At 56.5% G+C, this 18044-nt stretch carries 10 protein-coding genes and 8 pseudogenes; 14 read left to right on the forward strand and 4 right to left on the reverse strand.

Annotated elements, in window-relative coordinates; genetic code table 11:
• Window positions 1-16: 16 nt before the first annotated feature.
• From AC3CCE_RS01830 to AC3CCE_RS01840, 3 genes are all read left to right on the forward strand, one after another.
• The gene (locus tag AC3CCE_RS01830; protein ID WP_352448084.1) at window positions 17-1072 is read left to right on the forward strand and encodes a cysteine synthase family protein; all 1056 of its coding nucleotides are present in this window, start codon (window positions 17-19) and stop codon (window positions 1070-1072) included.
• Window positions 1072-3771, forward strand: a complete 2700-nt coding sequence (locus tag AC3CCE_RS01835) for a lyase family protein (protein WP_352627415.1) — start codon at window positions 1072-1074, stop codon at window positions 3769-3771. The genes AC3CCE_RS01830 and AC3CCE_RS01835 overlap by 1 nt, the downstream gene beginning before the upstream one ends.
• A 779-nt stretch (window positions 3772-4550) precedes the next feature.
• On the forward strand, window positions 4551-5027 hold the full coding sequence (locus AC3CCE_RS01840; RefSeq protein ID WP_352448086.1) for an Lrp/AsnC family transcriptional regulator: 477 nt from the start codon (window positions 4551-4553) through the stop codon (window positions 5025-5027).
• 638 nt (window positions 5028-5665) lie between these two features.
• Here AC3CCE_RS01840 and AC3CCE_RS01845 read toward each other — a convergent pair.
• A pseudogene (locus AC3CCE_RS01845) lies at window positions 5666-5956 on the reverse strand (IS481 family transposase); the annotation flags it as partial.
• Window positions 5957-6103: 147 nt separating this feature from the next.
• On the opposite strand from AC3CCE_RS01845, the pseudogene AC3CCE_RS01850 reads away from it, so the two are divergent.
• From AC3CCE_RS01850 to AC3CCE_RS01875, 6 genes and pseudogenes are all read left to right on the forward strand, one after another.
• Window positions 6104-7210, forward strand: a pseudogene (locus AC3CCE_RS01850) (aminotransferase class IV); the annotation flags it as partial.
• 13 nt (window positions 7211-7223) lie between these two features.
• A pseudogene (locus AC3CCE_RS01855) lies at window positions 7224-7679 on the forward strand (aminotransferase class I/II-fold pyridoxal phosphate-dependent enzyme); the annotation flags it as partial.
• A 1024-nt stretch (window positions 7680-8703) separates the two neighbouring features.
• Window positions 8704-9945: an ATP-grasp domain-containing protein gene (locus tag AC3CCE_RS01860; protein WP_352627406.1), complete on the forward strand. Its 1242-nt coding sequence runs from the start codon at window positions 8704-8706 to the stop codon at window positions 9943-9945.
• Between the two features lie 241 nt (window positions 9946-10186).
• Window positions 10187-10606, forward strand: a complete 420-nt coding sequence (locus tag AC3CCE_RS01865) for a CocE/NonD family hydrolase (protein WP_352627404.1) — start codon at window positions 10187-10189, stop codon at window positions 10604-10606.
• 244 nt (window positions 10607-10850) lie between these two features.
• A pseudogene (locus tag AC3CCE_RS01870) lies at window positions 10851-11868 on the forward strand (IS256 family transposase).
• A gap of 405 nt (window positions 11869-12273) precedes the next feature.
• Window positions 12274-12360: a hypothetical protein gene (locus AC3CCE_RS01875; protein ID WP_352448095.1), complete on the forward strand. Its 87-nt coding sequence runs from the start codon at window positions 12274-12276 to the stop codon at window positions 12358-12360.
• A 271-nt stretch (window positions 12361-12631) separates the two neighbouring features.
• Here AC3CCE_RS01875 and AC3CCE_RS01880 read toward each other — a convergent pair whose 3' ends face one another.
• The 3 genes from AC3CCE_RS01880 to panD form a co-directional block, all read right to left on the reverse strand.
• A complete protein-coding gene (locus AC3CCE_RS01880; RefSeq protein ID WP_352627402.1) occupies window positions 12632-13105 on the reverse strand; it encodes a methyltransferase domain-containing protein in 474 nt (157 codons plus the stop codon).
• Between the two features lie 425 nt (window positions 13106-13530).
• Window positions 13531-14598: a D-alanine--D-alanine ligase family protein gene (locus AC3CCE_RS01885; protein ID WP_352448090.1), complete on the reverse strand. Its 1068-nt coding sequence runs from the start codon at window positions 14596-14598 to the stop codon at window positions 13531-13533.
• 153 nt (window positions 14599-14751) lie between these two features.
• A complete protein-coding gene (gene panD, locus AC3CCE_RS01890) occupies window positions 14752-15174 on the reverse strand; it encodes an aspartate 1-decarboxylase (protein WP_352448091.1) in 423 nt (140 codons plus the stop codon).
• A 439-nt stretch (window positions 15175-15613) separates the two neighbouring features.
• Between panD and AC3CCE_RS01895 the strand changes: the two are divergent.
• The 5 genes and pseudogenes from AC3CCE_RS01895 to AC3CCE_RS01915 form a co-directional block, all read left to right on the forward strand.
• A pseudogene (locus AC3CCE_RS01895) lies at window positions 15614-15894 on the forward strand (transposase); the annotation flags it as partial.
• Between the two features lie 5 nt (window positions 15895-15899).
• Window positions 15900-16127, forward strand: a pseudogene (locus tag AC3CCE_RS01900) (IS30 family transposase); the annotation flags it as partial.
• Window positions 16128-16307, forward strand: a pseudogene (locus AC3CCE_RS01905) (peptide ABC transporter ATP-binding protein); the annotation flags it as partial.
• A pseudogene (locus AC3CCE_RS01910) lies at window positions 16306-16533 on the forward strand (oligopeptide/dipeptide ABC transporter ATP-binding protein); the annotation flags it as partial. The pseudogenes AC3CCE_RS01905 and AC3CCE_RS01910, both read left to right, overlap by 2 nt.
• Before the next feature lie 59 nt (window positions 16534-16592).
• Window positions 16593-18020: a CapA family protein gene (locus AC3CCE_RS01915; RefSeq protein ID WP_352448092.1), complete on the forward strand. Its 1428-nt coding sequence runs from the start codon at window positions 16593-16595 to the stop codon at window positions 18018-18020.
• Window positions 18021-18044: the final 24 nt, after the last annotated feature.

Consider the following 18044-nt stretch of genomic DNA (forward strand, 5'->3'; position numbering starts at 1 on the left):
CGGTGAGATAAGCAATATGGACGCTGTTCGCAAACGCCCGCCATTCTCCAGCTATTCTGATGCCTATGCTCTCCCCAGCATTATTAGGTGTGATGCAAACCTATATCTTGCGCAATTCGCGTTCATGAAGCTTCTCCCTGCGATGCACATCATTGAACAAGCGCTGGCGCGAGGGACTTTGACGCATGGCATGAAAGTTCTCGAGACCTCGAGCGGAACTTTTGCACTGGGTTTGGCCGTAGTTTGCCGAGAAGGTGGATTTCAACTCGAAATCTTTACAGACCCAGTAATGGACAAAGGCCTGGAAAACAGGTTGAACTCCTTGGGAGCTGAGGTCTGCATCATTACTGAAAAGGCGAGGGAGGGTGGTTATCAAAGAAGCCGCCTAGATGCATTACACGGTAGGATGAGACAGTTGGGCCACTCCTGTTTCTGGCCGCGGCAATACGAAACACCGGACAACCCCGCAGCCTATAAGCTCTTCGCCGATCAAATATCGGCGATGTTGGACGCCGACGTAACGTTGGTCGGTTCCGTGGGGTCAGGCGGCTCTACCTGCGGAACAATAGAGCGCCTCCGCCAAAAAGCCCCTGGCGCGCGCCTGATTGGAGTGGACACCTTCAATAGCGTCATTTTTGGCCAGCAGGATGGCGAACGGCAATTGCGGGGGCTGGGGAACAGTCTTGTCCCCAAGAATGTGAAGCATGAGCTTTACGACGAGGTGCATCTCATCTCGGCTTCGCTCGCATTTGCTGCAACGCGAAGCCTCCACGAGCGGCACGCCATTTTCGCCGGTCCGACCTCCGGTGCGAGCTACATCGTGGGGCGCTGGCGCGCTCGGGAGCATCCAGAAGAGACCGTAGTTGTCATATGTCCTGATGAAGGCCACCGCTACGTCGAAGCTGTCTACGACCATAAGTGGCTCGTGCAGAACGAATCTCTAAATGCAGGTGTGCTCCTGGACGCGCCGGCAACCGAAAATCATCCCTCGACCGCCCTCCCTCCGTGGAACCGATATCATTGGGATCGGAAAAGCCGGGAAGCTGTCTTAAGCCTTGTGGAGCAAGTGTGATGAATCGAGGCAGCTTCCTTTTCGTGGAAAGCAACACGACGGGCACTGGCGAATTATTGATGAAGCGGGCCCGTCTCCTGGGCTTTGAGACCTACCTCGTTACCCGCAATCCTGCGCGCTATCCGTTTCTTAAGGACTCTGTCGCGCAAGTGATCGAAGCTGAAACGCGTAGTCCGGACGAACTCATCGGTGTCGCCGCCAAACTAAGAAGTCTGGGAGGAATATACTCGTCGTCGGATTATTTTGTGGAAGCAGCCTCAACTGCCGCGATGGCGATGGGGCTACCAGCAGCGAATCCGGAGCCTATAGCCACATGCCGGAATAAATGGAAGCAAGCGGCCGAGTTACAACGACAATCAATCGCGATACCTGAAACACGGCTGGCCACTTCCATCAGAGACGTCGAGAATATTCTTGCCCAGGCCACTCTACCGGTGGTCGTCAAGCCAGTGTCCGGAAGTGGTAGCAGCGGCGTTAGGTTGTGCGATAGTGCCACAGCCGCCATCAAGGCGTTTGAGAACGCAAGGGGCGCACTGCTCGACCAAGTAGATCTGCCCAGTCCCGACATCCTCATCCAGCAATATATCGAGGGTAAGGAATACTCTGCAGAGATGATTGCGTACGATGGGACGCTGCATTGTCTTGGAATTCTTGCCAAGCATAAAGGGCCGGCTCCCTGCTTCGTTGAGGTGGGGCACGACTTCCCGGCCCAGCTTTCGGAGCCGTCCCTCAAGGAACTGGCTTCTTTTGCTGCGCGAGCGGTGTCGGCGCTAGGCCTGAATTTCGGACCGGCTCATGTGGAGTTCGTGATAACGGAGGCGGGCCCCGTCATCATCGAGGTCAACCCCAGGCTGGCTGGAGGGATGATTCCAGTCATGCTCTCCCACGCCCTGAGCACGTCAATCCTTGACATGGTGATTAGACTTTACGCGGGAGAAGGGTTCACGCTTCCACACGCGAGCGCAAGGGCGGGAGCCATCCGTTTCCAACTCGTTCATAAATCCGGCAAGCTCAAACGTCTGGGCTTTTCTCGCAATCCAGAGCCAACAGTGCCTGAAGCAGGTCTTCTGAAATCTGAGGGAGTGGAGGTGAAAATAAATGGCGACTTCAGGGACCGAGTAGCCTACGCCGTAGGAGTTGCTGATGAACTGAATGTCGCCGTCGCGGCAGCGCAACGGATGATCGACTCCATTGTAATCGATATCGAGGCGGCTGCTGACGAAACGGCCAACACGCAGGTCGCTGGATCAAGCGAGGGCGGGTGGAACCTACATCCCGAAGCGATGAAGTTGCTCGCTCCGCCTATCGAAATCTCGCGTGACGGTCGCCTCCTGCGGCACCAGGCGGTCATAGACGAAGCTCATCTGGTGATGCTTGCGGACCAGGGCTTGGTCAGCGAGGCAGGCGCGGCCGATCTCCTCAAGCACATCGTCGACCTCCAAGATGAGGGCTTCCAGTCTTTGGAGGGCCGCGATGCTCCGCGTGGCCTCTATCTGGCCTATGAGGCCGAACTTGCGGCCAGAGCTGGCCCGGAACAGGCCGGCTGGCTGCATCTGGCGAGATCTCGCAACGACTTGAACGCGACTATATCTCTTCTGGTTCTTCGGGAGGTCGTATGTTCAATCTCGCGAGAAACAGGGATTTTGCAGGACACTCTCCTGCAGCGAGCGGAAGAGGCATCGAGACTTGTGGCTCCGCTGTACAGTCAATACCAGATCGCACTCCCGGGATCGCCAGGGCACTACCTGCTTGGGGTCTTCTTCGCTCTGGGGCGCGAGCGTCAGCGCCTCCATTGCCTGCTGGAAGAGATTAGGAACTGCCCTATGGGAGCTGGTGCCGGCGGAGGCACCAGCATCCCTATAGATCCCTTGAAGACAGCAAGTCTTCTGGGATTCGAACTGCCGTCGTTCAACTCACTTGATTCGGTCGCGAGCCGTGACCATCACCTACACGGGCTTTCACTCTTCGCTGGCGTTTCAATTCTGCTCAGCCGTGTGGCCCAGGACCTGCAGGTTTGGACGACGCGCGAGTTCGCGCTCATCGACGTCCCTCCCAATCTTGCTGGGGGCTCTTCCATGCTGCCGCAAAAGAAGAACCCGTTTCTGCTTGAACACATCAAGGGGTCAGCAAGCACCGTGATTGGCGCATACGTTTCTGTGGCAACGGCAACCTGCAAATCGCCTTTCAGCAACTCGATCGAAGCGAGCAACTACGGCTGCTCTCCACTAGGGCTTGCGGAAGATGCCCTGAAGAGGGCCATTACCCTCACATCGCTCATTGTAAAGTTCATGTCTTTCAACGTGCAGTCGATGCGGGAAAATCTGGAAGACGGTTCAGCGATGACGGCCGTTGCCGCAGAACGGATGGCGTTGCGAGGCATCCCTTTCAGGAAGGCCCACACACAAATTGGCGAGATCGCTCAGCTCCTGTCTCAGGATAGCTGCGTCGCGCAGCGCCGAAGTGAGCTTGCCAGCCAACTCGCTGATGTGTTGCCGGCGAGTCTTGAAGAATGCAGGGACGCTCTGCAGTTCGGAGGAGGACCCGGAAAACGATCAATGGACGACCAGCTTTCCTTAGCAAAAACGGTTTTTCGGGACATGCAACTGAAATGCGCCGAGATATCGGAACCCTGGGTGCACGCTGAGGTGCACTGCAAAGGGAGGGTGAAAGGACTGATCGATAAACACCGATCCACTTGAAGGAGTGGAGTATGTGGTATGTGGCCAAAGTCAGGCGGGTTTCCAAGCGCCGGACAGGGGTTGCGGCCCAGAGCGTAACCCGACCTGATTGCATCGGGATTGAACGACGCCGCTGACTGGCGTCAGGAGAGCGGTCGCGATGATCCAGGCCTGGCCGCGGCACGTAGATTGGCCAAGGCCAGCCTTTGAGTTTAAGCGGTCAGCCCATGGCGTCAGGCTTGAAGCTCCAGGGCATGAGCGCTTCGGTCTCGGATACTGGCCTGCCTTGAGTGATGCGGGTCAAGGCCTGTGAGATCTCAATCCGCGTATGCATCAGTCGGGCCTCGGCGCCGCACATCATGGCCGGATCAGCAAGATCGGACGTAGCCATGCTCGCGATGCTCGTGGAAGCCGGCTGAGGAGTCGCCAAGGCGTTGGGTCCGTTACAGTGTTCTTCGTCCCTATCCGGCCCAGGCGCGGCCTTCGAGTTTCTCAAACTGCTCGTAATTGCGGCGATGAACTCGCCGATCGACTTGTCGTCGTGTGTAGAGACCGCTTGCCATAGTATGCGGGGCGCCAACTTCCCATCGGCTGGACATCTTCTGCGACGCTGATACCACGGGGCCGACAATGACGGACGGACATGCTCCGCCTCTTGCCTGTCGACCTGAATGCGATTGTTTGTGTTCCTTTGAATGCTCCAATTCGAGCGCCTCCTTGCCGACCAGACGTTCCAAGGCGACTTACTATTATGGCTCAGCATTTGCATTGAGAGCTATGTATAGGAGGAGCATGCCTACATGATGAAGGCTGGCAAAACGCGGCTGGACGATTTCGACATAAAACTCCTGCAAGTGGTGCAGTTCGACAACCTTATGCAGCCGCGCCAAATTTCCGACCGTGCTTGCCTCCCGGCAGCGGCGGGCGCAAGACGTCCTAAACGGCGTCGTTCCGCCGAGATAATCAGAAAGGACGTTTCTATCTTGAGCGAGAGAGTGGTTGGGTGCCCTCAGACGGTCATCGTCGAGGTGACGGCTAAAAACGGAAAACTGGATCTGCTCGACGGGTTGAAAAGACGGTTCCTGAACTGCCATCAGGTGCAGCAATGCTACCACGTTACTGGCGAGGCAGACTTCATCCTTATCATTAATACCAGAGACATGGACGAGTATGCGTCTCTTACGCGCCAGTTATTTTTCAAGAAAGGAAACGTGAAGAGCTTCCGAACTTGCGTCATAATGGAAAAGGTCAAGTCCGCTGGCCCAATCGCGCTGTAGCGATCGCTGTTTGGCGCCTCGACTTCAGCTTCGCTGCTTCACGCTCAGGGCACTGGGTCAGTTGGAGAGTGTGAAAGGGTATTGCGTGAACGATCTGACCGCCGCGATGATCAGGCAACCGCCGGCAAAGGAAGCCACAATAGTCACAAATTCAGACGTGACCTACCTCGCGTGCAAGAACATTTTGCAAGCCAAACCGTTTGTCGTAGAAAGTAGCACCAGTGTCAAAAGCCAGAGGTTAGATAAAATCCCTAGCCCTTACATTATCGTCTTCAACAGTGGGCATCAGGCGCCTGACAGATGGACGGCTTGTCGAACTCCATTGAGAGACAATTCCAATTGCCATTTTTCCATATCTGCTGCCTTGGTATTCTAGCCCAACGCGAAGCTGTGCAAGTAATCATGCTTGGTGCGCTCATTCAGGTAAGGACGCTTTTTCACGTAGGACCAAGAAGCAAACTGTCTAATGGCTGGCAACGGTCTAATGGGTGCTCCAGGTCGGGGGCGCCCGTTCCCTTCAAGCTGGGAGAACACCAATTCCAAAGTCGACAAACTGTTCTTCCTCGGGCTCAAGCTCAAGTGGGCGACGTGGGCTCGATCAAAATGAGATAAAGTTTTCAGCGCCGCATGCATGCTAGCTACATAGCTGTGGAGCTCAACAGGTTGTCCAGGGTTAGAGCGAGGCGACTGATAGCTGTTTTGGACCGCAGGCTCCCGTGGGGCGGTGGCAATTGTGCGATGCAGCCAGACCGGCAGCTCTGCGGCGCGGTGATCTGAAGTCGGATGGGCGATGGCATAGGCCTATTCGCGCAGCGCCGTCTGGATGACGCGTTCGGCCTTGCCATTGGTGTTGGGCGTGTAAGCCTGACATGCTTGAGACCGTGATCGCGGCAGGTCTTTGCGAAGGCCTTCGATCTGTAGCAGGAGCCATAGCATCTAAGGAATGAAGGAGTGGCGGCAGCCGAGACAGCGGTGCGCCCAGCTTTTCGCCGCAGGCGCGCCGGTCGAGGCCGCCATGGCCAGTCAAAGTTTCTCTAGAATGTGAATGTTCACAACCCATTCCGGAGAGGCCAACCATGGCCACTTCAGATTCTACACCCGCCGCCGCTGTGCTGGTAGCGATCGACATTGCCAAGGTGCGCAATGAAGTTCTGATCGAAGCATCAGCCCACAAGCGCCGGCGTCGCCTTTTGGTCCTCAACACCCGTGCTGAGCACGACCATCTGATCGAAGTGCTGCAGGCGTACGGCCGCCCTGTGGTCTGCGCCTTTGAGGCGACCGGGAACTATCACCGGCCGATAGCATGGCGCCTGGCTGAAGCGGGTTTTGAGGTGCGGCTGGTGTCGTCGCTGGCGCTGGCGCGAACACGAGAAGCGTTGCAGCAACGGCACCGGGATCCACGGCATTATCCTCATGGCGTAGCCTTCATGGATGGTCAGTACCTGCCGATGTCCGAAGCCAAGGTGTCTGTCCTGGACTGGGGCTTTCTGCATTCCGATGCCACTTACGATACCGTTCATGTGTGGGAGGGGAGGTTCTTCAGGCTGGACTTGCACCTAGACCGGTTCTTCCGAGGGATGCAAAAGCTCCGCATGAAGCTTTCCTTCAACCGCACCGAGATCGAAATGATTCTGTCCAATTGCGTGGCGCTATCCGGGCACAGGTCGGCCTACGTCGAAATGATCTGCACGCGAGGTGGCTCGCCCACCTTTAGCCGTGACCCACGCGAGGCGGAGAATAGGTTCATGGCATTTGCGGTGCCTTTCGGCTCGGTCGCCAACAAGGAGCAGCTTGAGCGCGGCCTGCGTGTCGCCATCAGCAACACCGTCCGGATCCCGCCCAAGTCGATCGATCCGACGATCAAGAACTATCACTGGCTCGATCTGGTGAAGGGCCTGTTCGATGCGTATGACTACGGTGCCGAAACTGCATTGATCGTCGACATCAACGACAACATTGCCGAAGGGCCTGGATTCAACGTTTTCACCGTTAAAAACGGTCGCTTGAAGACACCGGCTTATGGCGTCCTTCCCGGCATTACCCGACAGACCGTATTTGATCTATGCGAGGAATTGGGCCTCTCCGTCATCGCCGGCGACATTGATCGTGACGAGCTGAAGGGTGCCGATGAGGTTTTTATCACGTCCACAGCGGGCGGGATCATGCCAGTGTCCAAAATTGACGACACTATTGTAGGGCGGCGCGTCTGGCGGCTACACCTCAGGCAAAAGCCAGGTGGTCGACTGGCTAAGCCAGCGCTCGCGGCCCTATCTCTTCTCCAACACGCTGATGCCGGCGATCGCCGGCGCCTCGATCAAGGTGTTCGAGCTGATCCGAAATGGCGATGCGCTACGCGAGCGCCTCTATGCCAATGCGGCGCGCTTCCGGTCCGAGATGGGCAAGCTCGGCTTCACGTTGGCCGGCGCCGATCACCCGATCATCCCGGTGATGCTGGGCGATGCCAGCCTGGCGCAGGAAATGGCGGCGCGCATGCTGAAGCGCGGCATCTATGTCATCGGCTTTTCCTTCCCGGTGGTGCCGAAAGGCCAGGCGCGCATCCGCACGCAGATGTCGGCGGCGCATTCCACCGCCGACATTGACCGGGCGGTTGAAGCTTTTGCGGAGGTAGCAAAGGAACTTTCGACCAAATGACCTGCGGTCTCTGACTCCCTCGCCGCCAAACAGGCCTTCTGGCGAAAGTCTAGAACCCCATCAGCGTATCTGCGCTAGCTGCTTCGGCGCCCGAACTGTGAGCAGTCGGGCCTTTCAGTGACCACGACTGACTCCTCGTCTAGCACGATTTTACCGGGCTCGTACTCCAAGGTAGGCTCAATGCAGAGCACCATGCCCGGCTGCAAACCGTATTGTCCTCCAGTCGGGGTGGCAGGCTAAAATGAATAGCAGGAGGCCTCGCGCAGAACTGCGGGATGAATGGGCTCATTGCTGGCACCAAGAAATTTGAGAAAAAGTTTTGCCCACCCTGCGTCGCATGATGGTGGCGCGGGGAGACCCTCTACATAGCCAGTCAGCAGCGAAAAGAAAAAGAAACTACTGGATCTTCAATTGCCAAGAAGAGGATCCTGGATGCAGGCAAACCCATCACGGAACAGCAAGCGAGGTTATACATGAGATTAAATACACCGCCGGGAAACGGCGGCAGCGATGTCTGGCTTAGCGTCCGTACCGGCTCTCGGTTTGCACCCCATGACAGGCTTTCAATTGCCGCACCATGCCCTTCAAGGGTTCAGCACGCCGGTATCAGTCCCCGTTCGGGATACTCGGCAGCCCGTCGATCGCGCCGCAAACCTTGCTCATGAAAAAACGCTAGTCTAGCACCGGTGGGTGTCTGCGTGAACCGGAATTACAAGTAACCAACCTTTCCGCCATCGGGTCAAGATCATGCAGGCCAGAGACTGGACTGGATAATAGGGCATCACTATGCAGGATCATTGACAAAAACAGGCGTCACTTGATATTCGCCGACAGGCTCTGTACCACACGGTCAATGTAAAAACTTCGTAACAATTCCCTCGACTATCTTTCACAAAATCTTTGCGCCTGCCGATCGCGAATTAATTGTACCTTTACCACAGAGTCTGAGGTCAGGCCCGATAAACAGCTGATGCCGATTGACGCTCAGACCGCCACAGCACGGAAACACCGGAGTCAGCAGCCAATGGCAAGAAGAGCACTCATCCTCGTTGAAGGTCATAGCCGCCTCGGTCTGCAATACGTACAAGCCGCCCGGCGTCTTGGTCTTCATCCAATTACCCTGTCTGCTGATCCAGCTCAGTACGACTATCTTGCGACGGAAAGCATTGAGGCCATCCGCATCAATACAAACAATCTCGATGCGCTGATCCACGAATGTTCCCGACTATGCGCGACCTATGACCTTGCTGGCATCATTGGCTTTTCGCGCGCCGACGAGTCGGCCTGTGTGACGGCTGGCAAGCTCTGCCGGTACTTCGAGCTACCGGGACCGAACCCTACATCGATGGAACGATGCTGCGACAAGTTTACTCAACGTCAACTCCTTGAGGGCGCGGGCGTTCCAGTACCTGCTTATCGCTTGGCAGCGAATGCGACTGCGGCTGAAAGCTCTGCTGCGGAGATCGGCCTCCCAGTGATTCTAAAGCCAGCGGTAGGCAGCGGTAGCAGCGGCGTCCGATTGTGCCGCAACCTGGATGAGCTGGCCGAACACACAAGGTATCTGTTAGGCGGCAAGCATGTATGGCAGTCTTCCCCGAGGATACTGGTCGAAGAGTTCGCACAAGGTCCTTTCTACGTTGCTGATATAATGGGAAATGACGTCCTTGCGATTGGTACCGCCGAGTTCGGCTCCCCACCCGATTTCGTCTTTCGTGAATTCACCTTTCCGGCCCCGCTGAATGATAACGAATATAAACGTGTCACCGACGTCTCGCTGAGCTGTTTGCGAGCTCTCGGCCTTGGCTGGGGACCAACGAACATTGAATTCCGGTGGACCAAGCGAGGCCCGGTCGTTATTGAAGTCAATCCACGTGTTCCTGGCACGCCCGATCCTGAGTTGGTTCAACTGGCTTACGGTGTTGATCTCATTTCCGAGCACATCAAGCTTGCCATCGGCAAGAAATGTGATTTGCGCAGAAAGCATTCCCACACTGCAGTCGCGCGTATGCTAGTTCCTGATCAAGATGGCACCCTAGATTGGATCGATGGCGACGGTCGAGCGGCTGCTGTACCTGGCGTCGCCGAGGTCAAGTTGTATGTCGAACACAACACGTCGATCCTCAGAAAAGGCGATTATCGGGATTTGATCGGCCATGTCATCGCCGCCTCGCCAAGCCCTGTTCAGACCAAGGCGATAATTCAGCGCGCCGTCGACTCGATCGATTGGGTGATCACTCCATTTCCGACGCTTGGAGAACAGGAATAGCCTGCTGCATTTATTCTCCTTCTCAGCACCAGCGCGTGTGAGTATGGCAGTATTGCTTGCTCGGGCGTCGAGCCGATCCTCATCACAGGAGAACGAGCCGTGGCAGGTTATGGGAAACGTTTGTTGGAATCAATGTTGCAAAGCTGGAGCACGCTATTGCGCTTACGGAAGCAACGCAGGACGATGCTGTCGAAGCCATCAAATGATTACGCGGCAGGCTTGGTGCAGTGGCAATGTGAGAATGATCCGCAAATCGTGGGGCGGGTTCAGCGCCTTGCAACTCGCAGCTCGCCGGCCAAAAGGCCTGAAGGCGATTGTCACGGTCTGCTCGACAGACCATCGCTACGCTTATGATGCGCACTACATGGGCGGATGCCTTCTCAACGGGACATTGGATTGGGGTACGAGGTGTTTTGCGAGCATGGCACTGCCACCTGATCCCGAAATGGTCGGTAAGGCGCACTGGCGTTCAACGGGGATGACGCGATTGGAGAATGTCCGGTCGATATTGATTGACTGGGTCACTCATCAGCGCGAGGATGAGGCTTGGAAGCATGGCTCGGTCTGCGAAGCGATCGGTTGCGCGGTTCTCGTGGTCGGTGGATGGGCAGACAGCTATTCCAACTTCGTTTTCCGGCTTAAACGCCATTTAGAGGCCTGATCGGACCTTGGGGGCATGAAATACCCTCACACGGGCGTCCGGGGTCCTGCTATCGGATTTCTGCAGGAATGCCTGCGATGGTGGATCATTGGCTGAAGGGCGAGGACACCGGCAATATGCAGGAGCAGTGTTGCGTAGCTGAATGCTCGGTACTGTGCTGAGAGTTCTGCAATTCGTTGAGAGGGGCGGTCATGGCAGGATGGTGATTGTTCACGTCATCTGATTCCCGCGAAGGAACGCCACCATGACCAAGACTGAAGTTAAGACCGCCAGCGCTGCCGTCAAAGACATTTTGCTTTCGAACCCGGATGGATTGCACGAAGTGCTCCGTGCGGTGATGCAGGAGGTGCTTGAGGCCGAGATGGACGAGGCGCTGGGTGCCTCGAAGAGCGAGCGCACGCCCGAACGGCTTGGCTATCGCTCGGGCTATTACGGCGCTGTGCGGCCATGCGTTCTCGGCTTCGTCGATCTCGGCCATCAACAAGCGCTTGGACGAGAGCCTGAAGGCGTTTGCCGAACGACCGCTTCAGGAGCCATTCCCCTACCTCATTCTCGATGCCCGCTACGAGAAAGTGCGCGAAGCCGGCATCGTGATGAGCCAGGCGGTGCTGATCGCGGTCGGCATCGACTGGGACGGGCGCCGGCAGATCCTGGCCGTGGAGATGGCCAATCGCGAGAGCCGCTCGGCCTGGAAGGACTTCCTCGTCGGCCTCAAGGCGCGCGGCCTCAAGGGCGTCGAACTGGCCGTGTCCGACGACCATGCCGGCCTGGTCGCGGCGATCGGCGAGGTGATCCCGGAAGCAGCATGGCAGCGCTGCTACGTGCACTTCCTCAGGAACGCGCTCGATCACCTGCCCAGGAAGCACGGCGACGACTGCCTGCAGGAACTGCGCTGGCTCTACGACCGGCGCGATCTCGCCGAGGCCAAGGCCGATCTCGCCGCATGGCTGTCCAAATGGTCCGCCCGCTACCCGCGGCTGACCACCTGGGCGGAAGAAGCCATAGAACAGACGCTGACTTTCTTCCGGCTGCCGCGTCAGCATCACAAGCACCTCAAGTCCACCAACATGCTTGAACGGCTCAACGAGGAAATCCGCCGGCGCACCTATGTCGTGCGCATCTTCCCGAACGCCGAAAGCTGCCTGCGCCTGGTCAGGGCGCTGGCCGTCGAAACCAACGAAAACTGGATGGAGGCCAACCGCTATATCAACATGGATGATCTGCGCGAGCACAAGAAGCTCGCTCTACGCCAAGCCGCATGACCAGTTTCATGATCGCCCATTTTGCAGAACTTGACGCACACAACCGAATGCTCGACTCGGTGGAGCCTGCTGCCCATTACGATGAGCGGCCTGGGCATTGGGTCGCGGACCCGAGTTGGCCGTGCCCTCACGCCACGGTTTTACCCACATGGGCCTAGCCTGACTATCTCAGAAACCGCTGCTGAAGCCAGTCTTGAAGTCATCTCACCCGTGACAGTCGGATCGCAAGCGGCGATTTCTGCCCTTATGGGCTCGGAGGACTTGGCCCCGAGAAGCCCCTGGATCAGCGATGGGACGATGGCGGTTCGTCGATTTTTGACAGCGAGCTCTTGATTGAGGCCACTCCCAATCCTGGGCTCGCCCATCATCGAGATCACCTGCGACAAGCCTACGGCAATTCTCGCGGTGCGTCTTTCCGATGTTAGACCATCAGGTGAAGTCACGCGGGTCAGCTACGGGCATCGGTCGGATGGACTTCGAGGCCTAATTTAAGTAAAGAGGATGGGGCCGGGCAGATTTCCGTTTTCCTCAAGACCCATAGACGCGGGGGCGGCGAAAACGGTAAGGCAGATCGTGCGGTTTTAGAAGCCGATGTTCGGATTGCTGGCGAGCATAGGCTTTCGTTCCAGCCATGCGCTTCGCCTCAATCTCATCCACGGCGGGATTACAGGCCGTTATCGGCGGTAAACCGAGATATGGCGTGTGGAGTGCGCAGTGAACGCCCCTCTCGCCCAATCTCCCCAACGCTCCGATAACTTCAGACCTACGCATTCTGCCATGGTATCGAGTTCTTGGTGATAGACATAGCGAACTCGATGCGGCAGACGTGTGACCGACGTACCGGAAAACCAGAGGAGGGTCGAGACCAAGTTTGTTTTAGAGGATGGTGGACCTCCGCCATCAGGATCGTAACCTCATGATCTGATCGCAGTGTACTGGTTTTCTGGCCGTTGACGAAACCATCCAGGTCCGGCACAGCGAATTCAATCACTAAAACGCCGCCGTCCTCTAGAGCTTCCGCGGCAGATTGGAGGCAAGCTAGCTGTGCTTCGCGGGTGACGAGCATTGTAAATACGTTATAAAGGCAATACACCAAAGCGTAGCGTTGCTCTGTTTTGAAATTGGCAATGTCCCCCGTCCAAGTCCTGACTCGATCAGTGCGCTTGGCGAGAAGTTTCAGCATGCTGTCGGAATTGTCGATACCATCGACTCTGACACCTCGCTCGATCAAAGGCACGGCTACGCGTCCGTCACCGATACCAAGTTCTAAGGCACTTTTTCCGCCGGCGTATCGCTCAAGAAAGGCGGCAGTCTCATCTGCTTCAGCAATCCGACCTTGTACTCTGGTGTATTATTGATCGAAGCCAAGTTTTCATCGTAGAGGCCGTATTCATCTCCGTAGTGTTGATTCTAACTCTCTGATTTTTTTCTCAGAACCATTGAATGGAGCCGTCGGGTCCGCTACATCGAACTAAGCCATCGATCAGCCTGAGAGAGGTTTCGCAAGGTGCGTCGCTATCGAGCTTGGCGCTCGCGCTCCTAGCCACGAGGAACGTTGCAGTTAAAACAGCAAAAGCTATGCCACCTAAGGCAGTTTTTATATCAATGATTTGGCCAGTTAGTGTCGAATTCTTTGTTTTTGCAACGACAAGGCTGCAGTCCCTAGCAGATTCGGCTGGTCTCGATCTTGCGAATTTCCTCTCTGTGTCTTTGATACGCCTCGTTGGAGGCAGCTAACCTAATGACGTGGGGCAGGTCAAAGCCGGCTTTTGCGAGCATCTTAATGAACATGCTGCTTGCTGAGAGCCCTGGGACCACGTTGACTTCGAAGAAGTGAACACGTTGCTGCTCATCAACGATGAAATCAAGGCGCCCGAATGTGTGAAGCCTAAAGTCCCGAGCAATCTTGCTCGAGATCGAGGCGATACGAGTGCGAAGCATGTCCTCTACGTTCTGGAAACCAACAGAGACACCTTGCTTCTTCTGATCGTACCCGAGAAAGCCCGAGGGATTGTTGATTCGCGCAATCGGAAGCGGCATAATCTCATGGTGGTCAATTAAGATGCCGCAGGTGTATTCCGTTCCAATAATTCGCTGCTGGACCAAAAACGAGGCGTCATACGGAGCGATCCGTTTGGAATAGGAGCGGAGGCCGTCCTCTGAGAGTTCGTCGGTGCACTCGGTGAGGAAGGATTCTCCGAGCGTGTTCGGTTTGAGTACACACGGGCCAGCAAGATGGCGCAGGGCTTCTGTGATGCCGACTTCGAGATTGCCTGGCGAGACGTGGACCGTCGGGATGGGAGTTAACTCGGGGCAAAGTCGATTGGCAACTACGCCCTGCAGATACTTGTCTGCCGAGAGCATGGCCGCAGTCTTGTCGCCGAAGCTACCCGGAATGTCGTGGAATTGGGCAATAGCCTGAATTTGGCCATCCTCGCCGTCCTGGCCCTGAAGAAGTGAAAAGACGAAAAGGCCTTCACTCTTGAGTAGGTGAGCAAGAGAAGTGAGTGGATGCTTTTCAGCGCGAGTTGCGAACTCCTCGTGCCTGGGAAGGCGATCCCAGTCAAGTGCGAGCCTGAGCAGATCCCCGGATCGGGAAATGTAGTAGATGGACACCGGTGAAATATTCGCATCGGATGCATTGTTGAGGACGTCGGCAAGGTGGTTGTACATCGCAATGGACCCGCCGTGCTCTACCGAGCGGCCGCCATACAAGAGCGCCAATTGCATCTTTAAATACCTTTCAGAATGAACTGCGGGTCAGCTTATGGCGGGTTTGGAACACAAAGAGCATCTGGATTAAGCGGGATGAGTAGGTTGGTGTCGTTCGCCGTCCAGTCCGGCCCGTGCGCTATCGGCGAATTGACAACTGGGATCGCTACGTCACCGCGAGGGAGAGCCCTCGCGAATCTCGAACTGCACCGTTCCATCATCCCTTATGCAAGCATCGTAGAACATCCGGTCCCGGACAGAATTGTCCCGATCGAACGTCATCACTCGCGGCTTAATCTCTGTGATCTGATGTTCCTCAATATAAGTAGAGGCGCAAATTATCATCTCATCTCCGACCTGACATGTACGAGCAGCGGCTCCGTTCAGCACGCAGCAACGAGAACCCCTCTCGCCGTAAATGACGTATGTGCTGATTCGAGCGCCTGAAGACCTATTCCAGATTTCAACGAATTCCAGCGGAAGAATACCCACCTCATCGCAATGATCAGGGTCCAGAGTGATTGATCCGTGGTAGTTCAGATCCGAGCCGGTGACAGTGAGGCCATGAAGCTTGGCCGCAACGAATTTTCTCATCTACAGGTTGCCTTTTCTTATCGTGGATCGCTAAGCCGCAGAACGAGGGCAGTGGCCTTAACGCAGTGACAGGGCTTGGGCCACGTGCCGCAGCAAGTCGAGGAACAGACTTTCAGAAGGGAGCGGCGACGTGGTTGTGAGCAGCATCATGCGATTTCTCCTCAGTTTGTGACGCATTTGCGGACAACCTCGCATGTGTCGTGCCAAACAAGAAAACCATTTAAACCATCTGAGATATTGAATCTGTGACGTTGCTTACCCGGCATTGTCGGACATTGGACAGCGCCGAACACGGTTGAAGGCATGAATCAGATTTTCCCGCGGGAGAAGTTCTGCCGAGCGAATCAACACCGTTGAGCTTGCAGGTTCATGCCGACCCGCCGAACTATGGCGAGTGGCCTGCTGCCGGATTCGTGTTTGACGAAACTGGCGAGTTGGAATGCAGAGAAGGAAGTTCAGCCGAGAGTCCAAGCTTAAGGCGACGAGATTGGTGAAGGATCGAGGCGTTGCGCTTGCGCCGGCCGGCCCGCGATCTTGATCTCCATGAGAACGTGCTGCGCAAATGGATCGGCGAGACGAGCGTTGATCCGCAGCATGCCTTTTCCGGTCATGGAAAGATGAAGCCGGAGCAGCTTGAGATAGACCGACTGCGCAAGGAAGTCGCAAAGCTGAAGTCGGAGCCCGACACCCTAAAAAGGCCGCAGCTTACTTCGCGAGGGAATTGCGGCCACGGCGAAGCTCCGCGCACGAAGAACGGGCCTGCGCTGGCGCGACACGGAGCTGAGGCAATGCGCGACGCAATCACGCGCCCCATCAACGCCTTGCCCGAAGAACTGCGCCTTTCGCTGACTTGGCATCTGGGAGCTGAAATGGCTCAGCATGATTGTCTCAAGATTGATGCGGGTATCCTCGTCTACTTCTGCGATCCGCAAGCCCATGGGCAGCGCGGCACCGAGACGCTCGGCGTCGTGGGCGAGTCAGGCTGCGGGAAGAGCGTCACCGCTCTCTCCGTCCTTCGCCTGCTGCCGAAGCTGAGCGCCAGGACCGTCGGCGGCGAGGTTCGCTTCCACGGGCGCGACCTGCTTGAGCTGTCCGATCGGGAGATGCGAAAGGTCCGCGGCGACCAGATCGCCGGTCGAGGGCGAAGTGCCAAGCCCCATCAATCCGCCGAGCGGATGCGCGTTTCATCCGCGCTGTCCGCCCGCGGTCGAGCGTTGCTGCATCGACGTGCCGCCTTTGGTGCCGATGGCCGACGGACGGATCGTAGCCTGTCATGTGCGCGCTCCAGCTACAGATATCCCGAGACTGAAGCGAGCGATTGTCCGCCTACTAGCGTGGCTCGGTTCTGATCCGGCATAGCATACCGGAAGGCACAAATATTGCGACAGGTGCAACATCCACGCGAAGCAGGAGATGATATGGATACTCACGAACATGGCCACCCTGCCATCCTGCGGGATGGTGGTTTTGATGCGGTGGGTTCAACCGAAACGAACGTTGAAGACGGTTTCACCGTGGCTGCAACCGGCGACCTTCTTTACGCGCGGCCCGTAACAAATGGCTATTATCCGGGCTTTGCCGAGGTTCTCAGGCTCTTCGACGGAGCTGACGTGACATTCGGCAACTTGGAAACCAACATCTTGGACGTTCATTCTAAGGGCTGCCCGCAGGCCGAGTACGGTGGTGCGTATTTGATCGGTGCTCGGGAATTAGGACCTGACTTAAAGGCCATGGGCTTCAACATGGTCAGTCGGGCGAACAACCATACACTTGACTGGGGCGTCGAAGGTATGCGCGAGACGACCAGGGCGCTTGATGAGAACGGGATCGTTCATGCAGGTGCGGGCGAGAATCTCGCGCAGGCCCGCTCCGCTCGCTTTTTGGAGACCCCTCGCGGCCGGGTAGCGTTGGTGTCCTTTGCCACGACGTTCGAGCCTATGGCACGTGCATGCGACCCGGCCGGCGAGGCGCCAGGCCGACCAGGACTCAATCCCCTTCGCTTGGCAAAAAGCATCGTGGTTCCACAAGAGATACTTGAGAACTTGAGGCAGGTGCGCGAGATGCTTCCTTGGTATGCACCTCCCCCGAAAGATCCATCCCGTGTAGCAATTGGCGAGATAGTCTTCGAAGTAGGTGAGAGACCAGGATACAGCTTTAAACCCAATCCGCGCGACGTTGACGGTATTCTGCACAACCTGCGTTGCGGTAAGCAGCTGTCTGATTTCTGTATCGCCACGAATCACGGGCACGAGCCGGAGGAATTCACCAACCAACCGCCGGATTATGAACAAGCGTTTGCGCGGATGACCATCGATGCCGGAGCAGATGCATATATAAATCACGGACCGCATCATGTTAGGGGCATCGAAATCTACAAAGATCGGCCCATCTTTTACGGCTTGGGGAATTTCTTCAACCAAGACCTGAGAACGCCGGTCGGAGCTGACATGTTCGACGCACACGGCAAGGATCCGCGGGTCGATACCGATGCGGAGGTAACAGCTCATGAAATGGCAATAGGCTATCCTTATCCAGAAGGATTTGTACCGCTCTCCGCCTCAGTTTATTATGAGAGCATCATCATCGTGGGTTGGTTCGAGGAAAACCGCCTTGCTGGATTGAGGCTCCATCCTATCGAACTTCGCCGCTCGGAGAGGTTGGCAAATCGGGGAGTGCCGCGCCTGGCACCCGCGCCGCAAGCAAAGGCCATTCTGGAGCGTCTACAGAAGCTGTCGAAGCCATTTGGCACCCAAGTCGAGATTGAAAACGAAGTTGGAGTAATCCGAGTGCGGCCCAGCTCGGCGAGTCCGGTATGTAGCGAGACCAGCACTGCCCCTCGCATCTAATGCGAGGTGAGAACGACGGGATCG

This window comes from Mesorhizobium sp. P160187 (assembly GCF_057766425.1).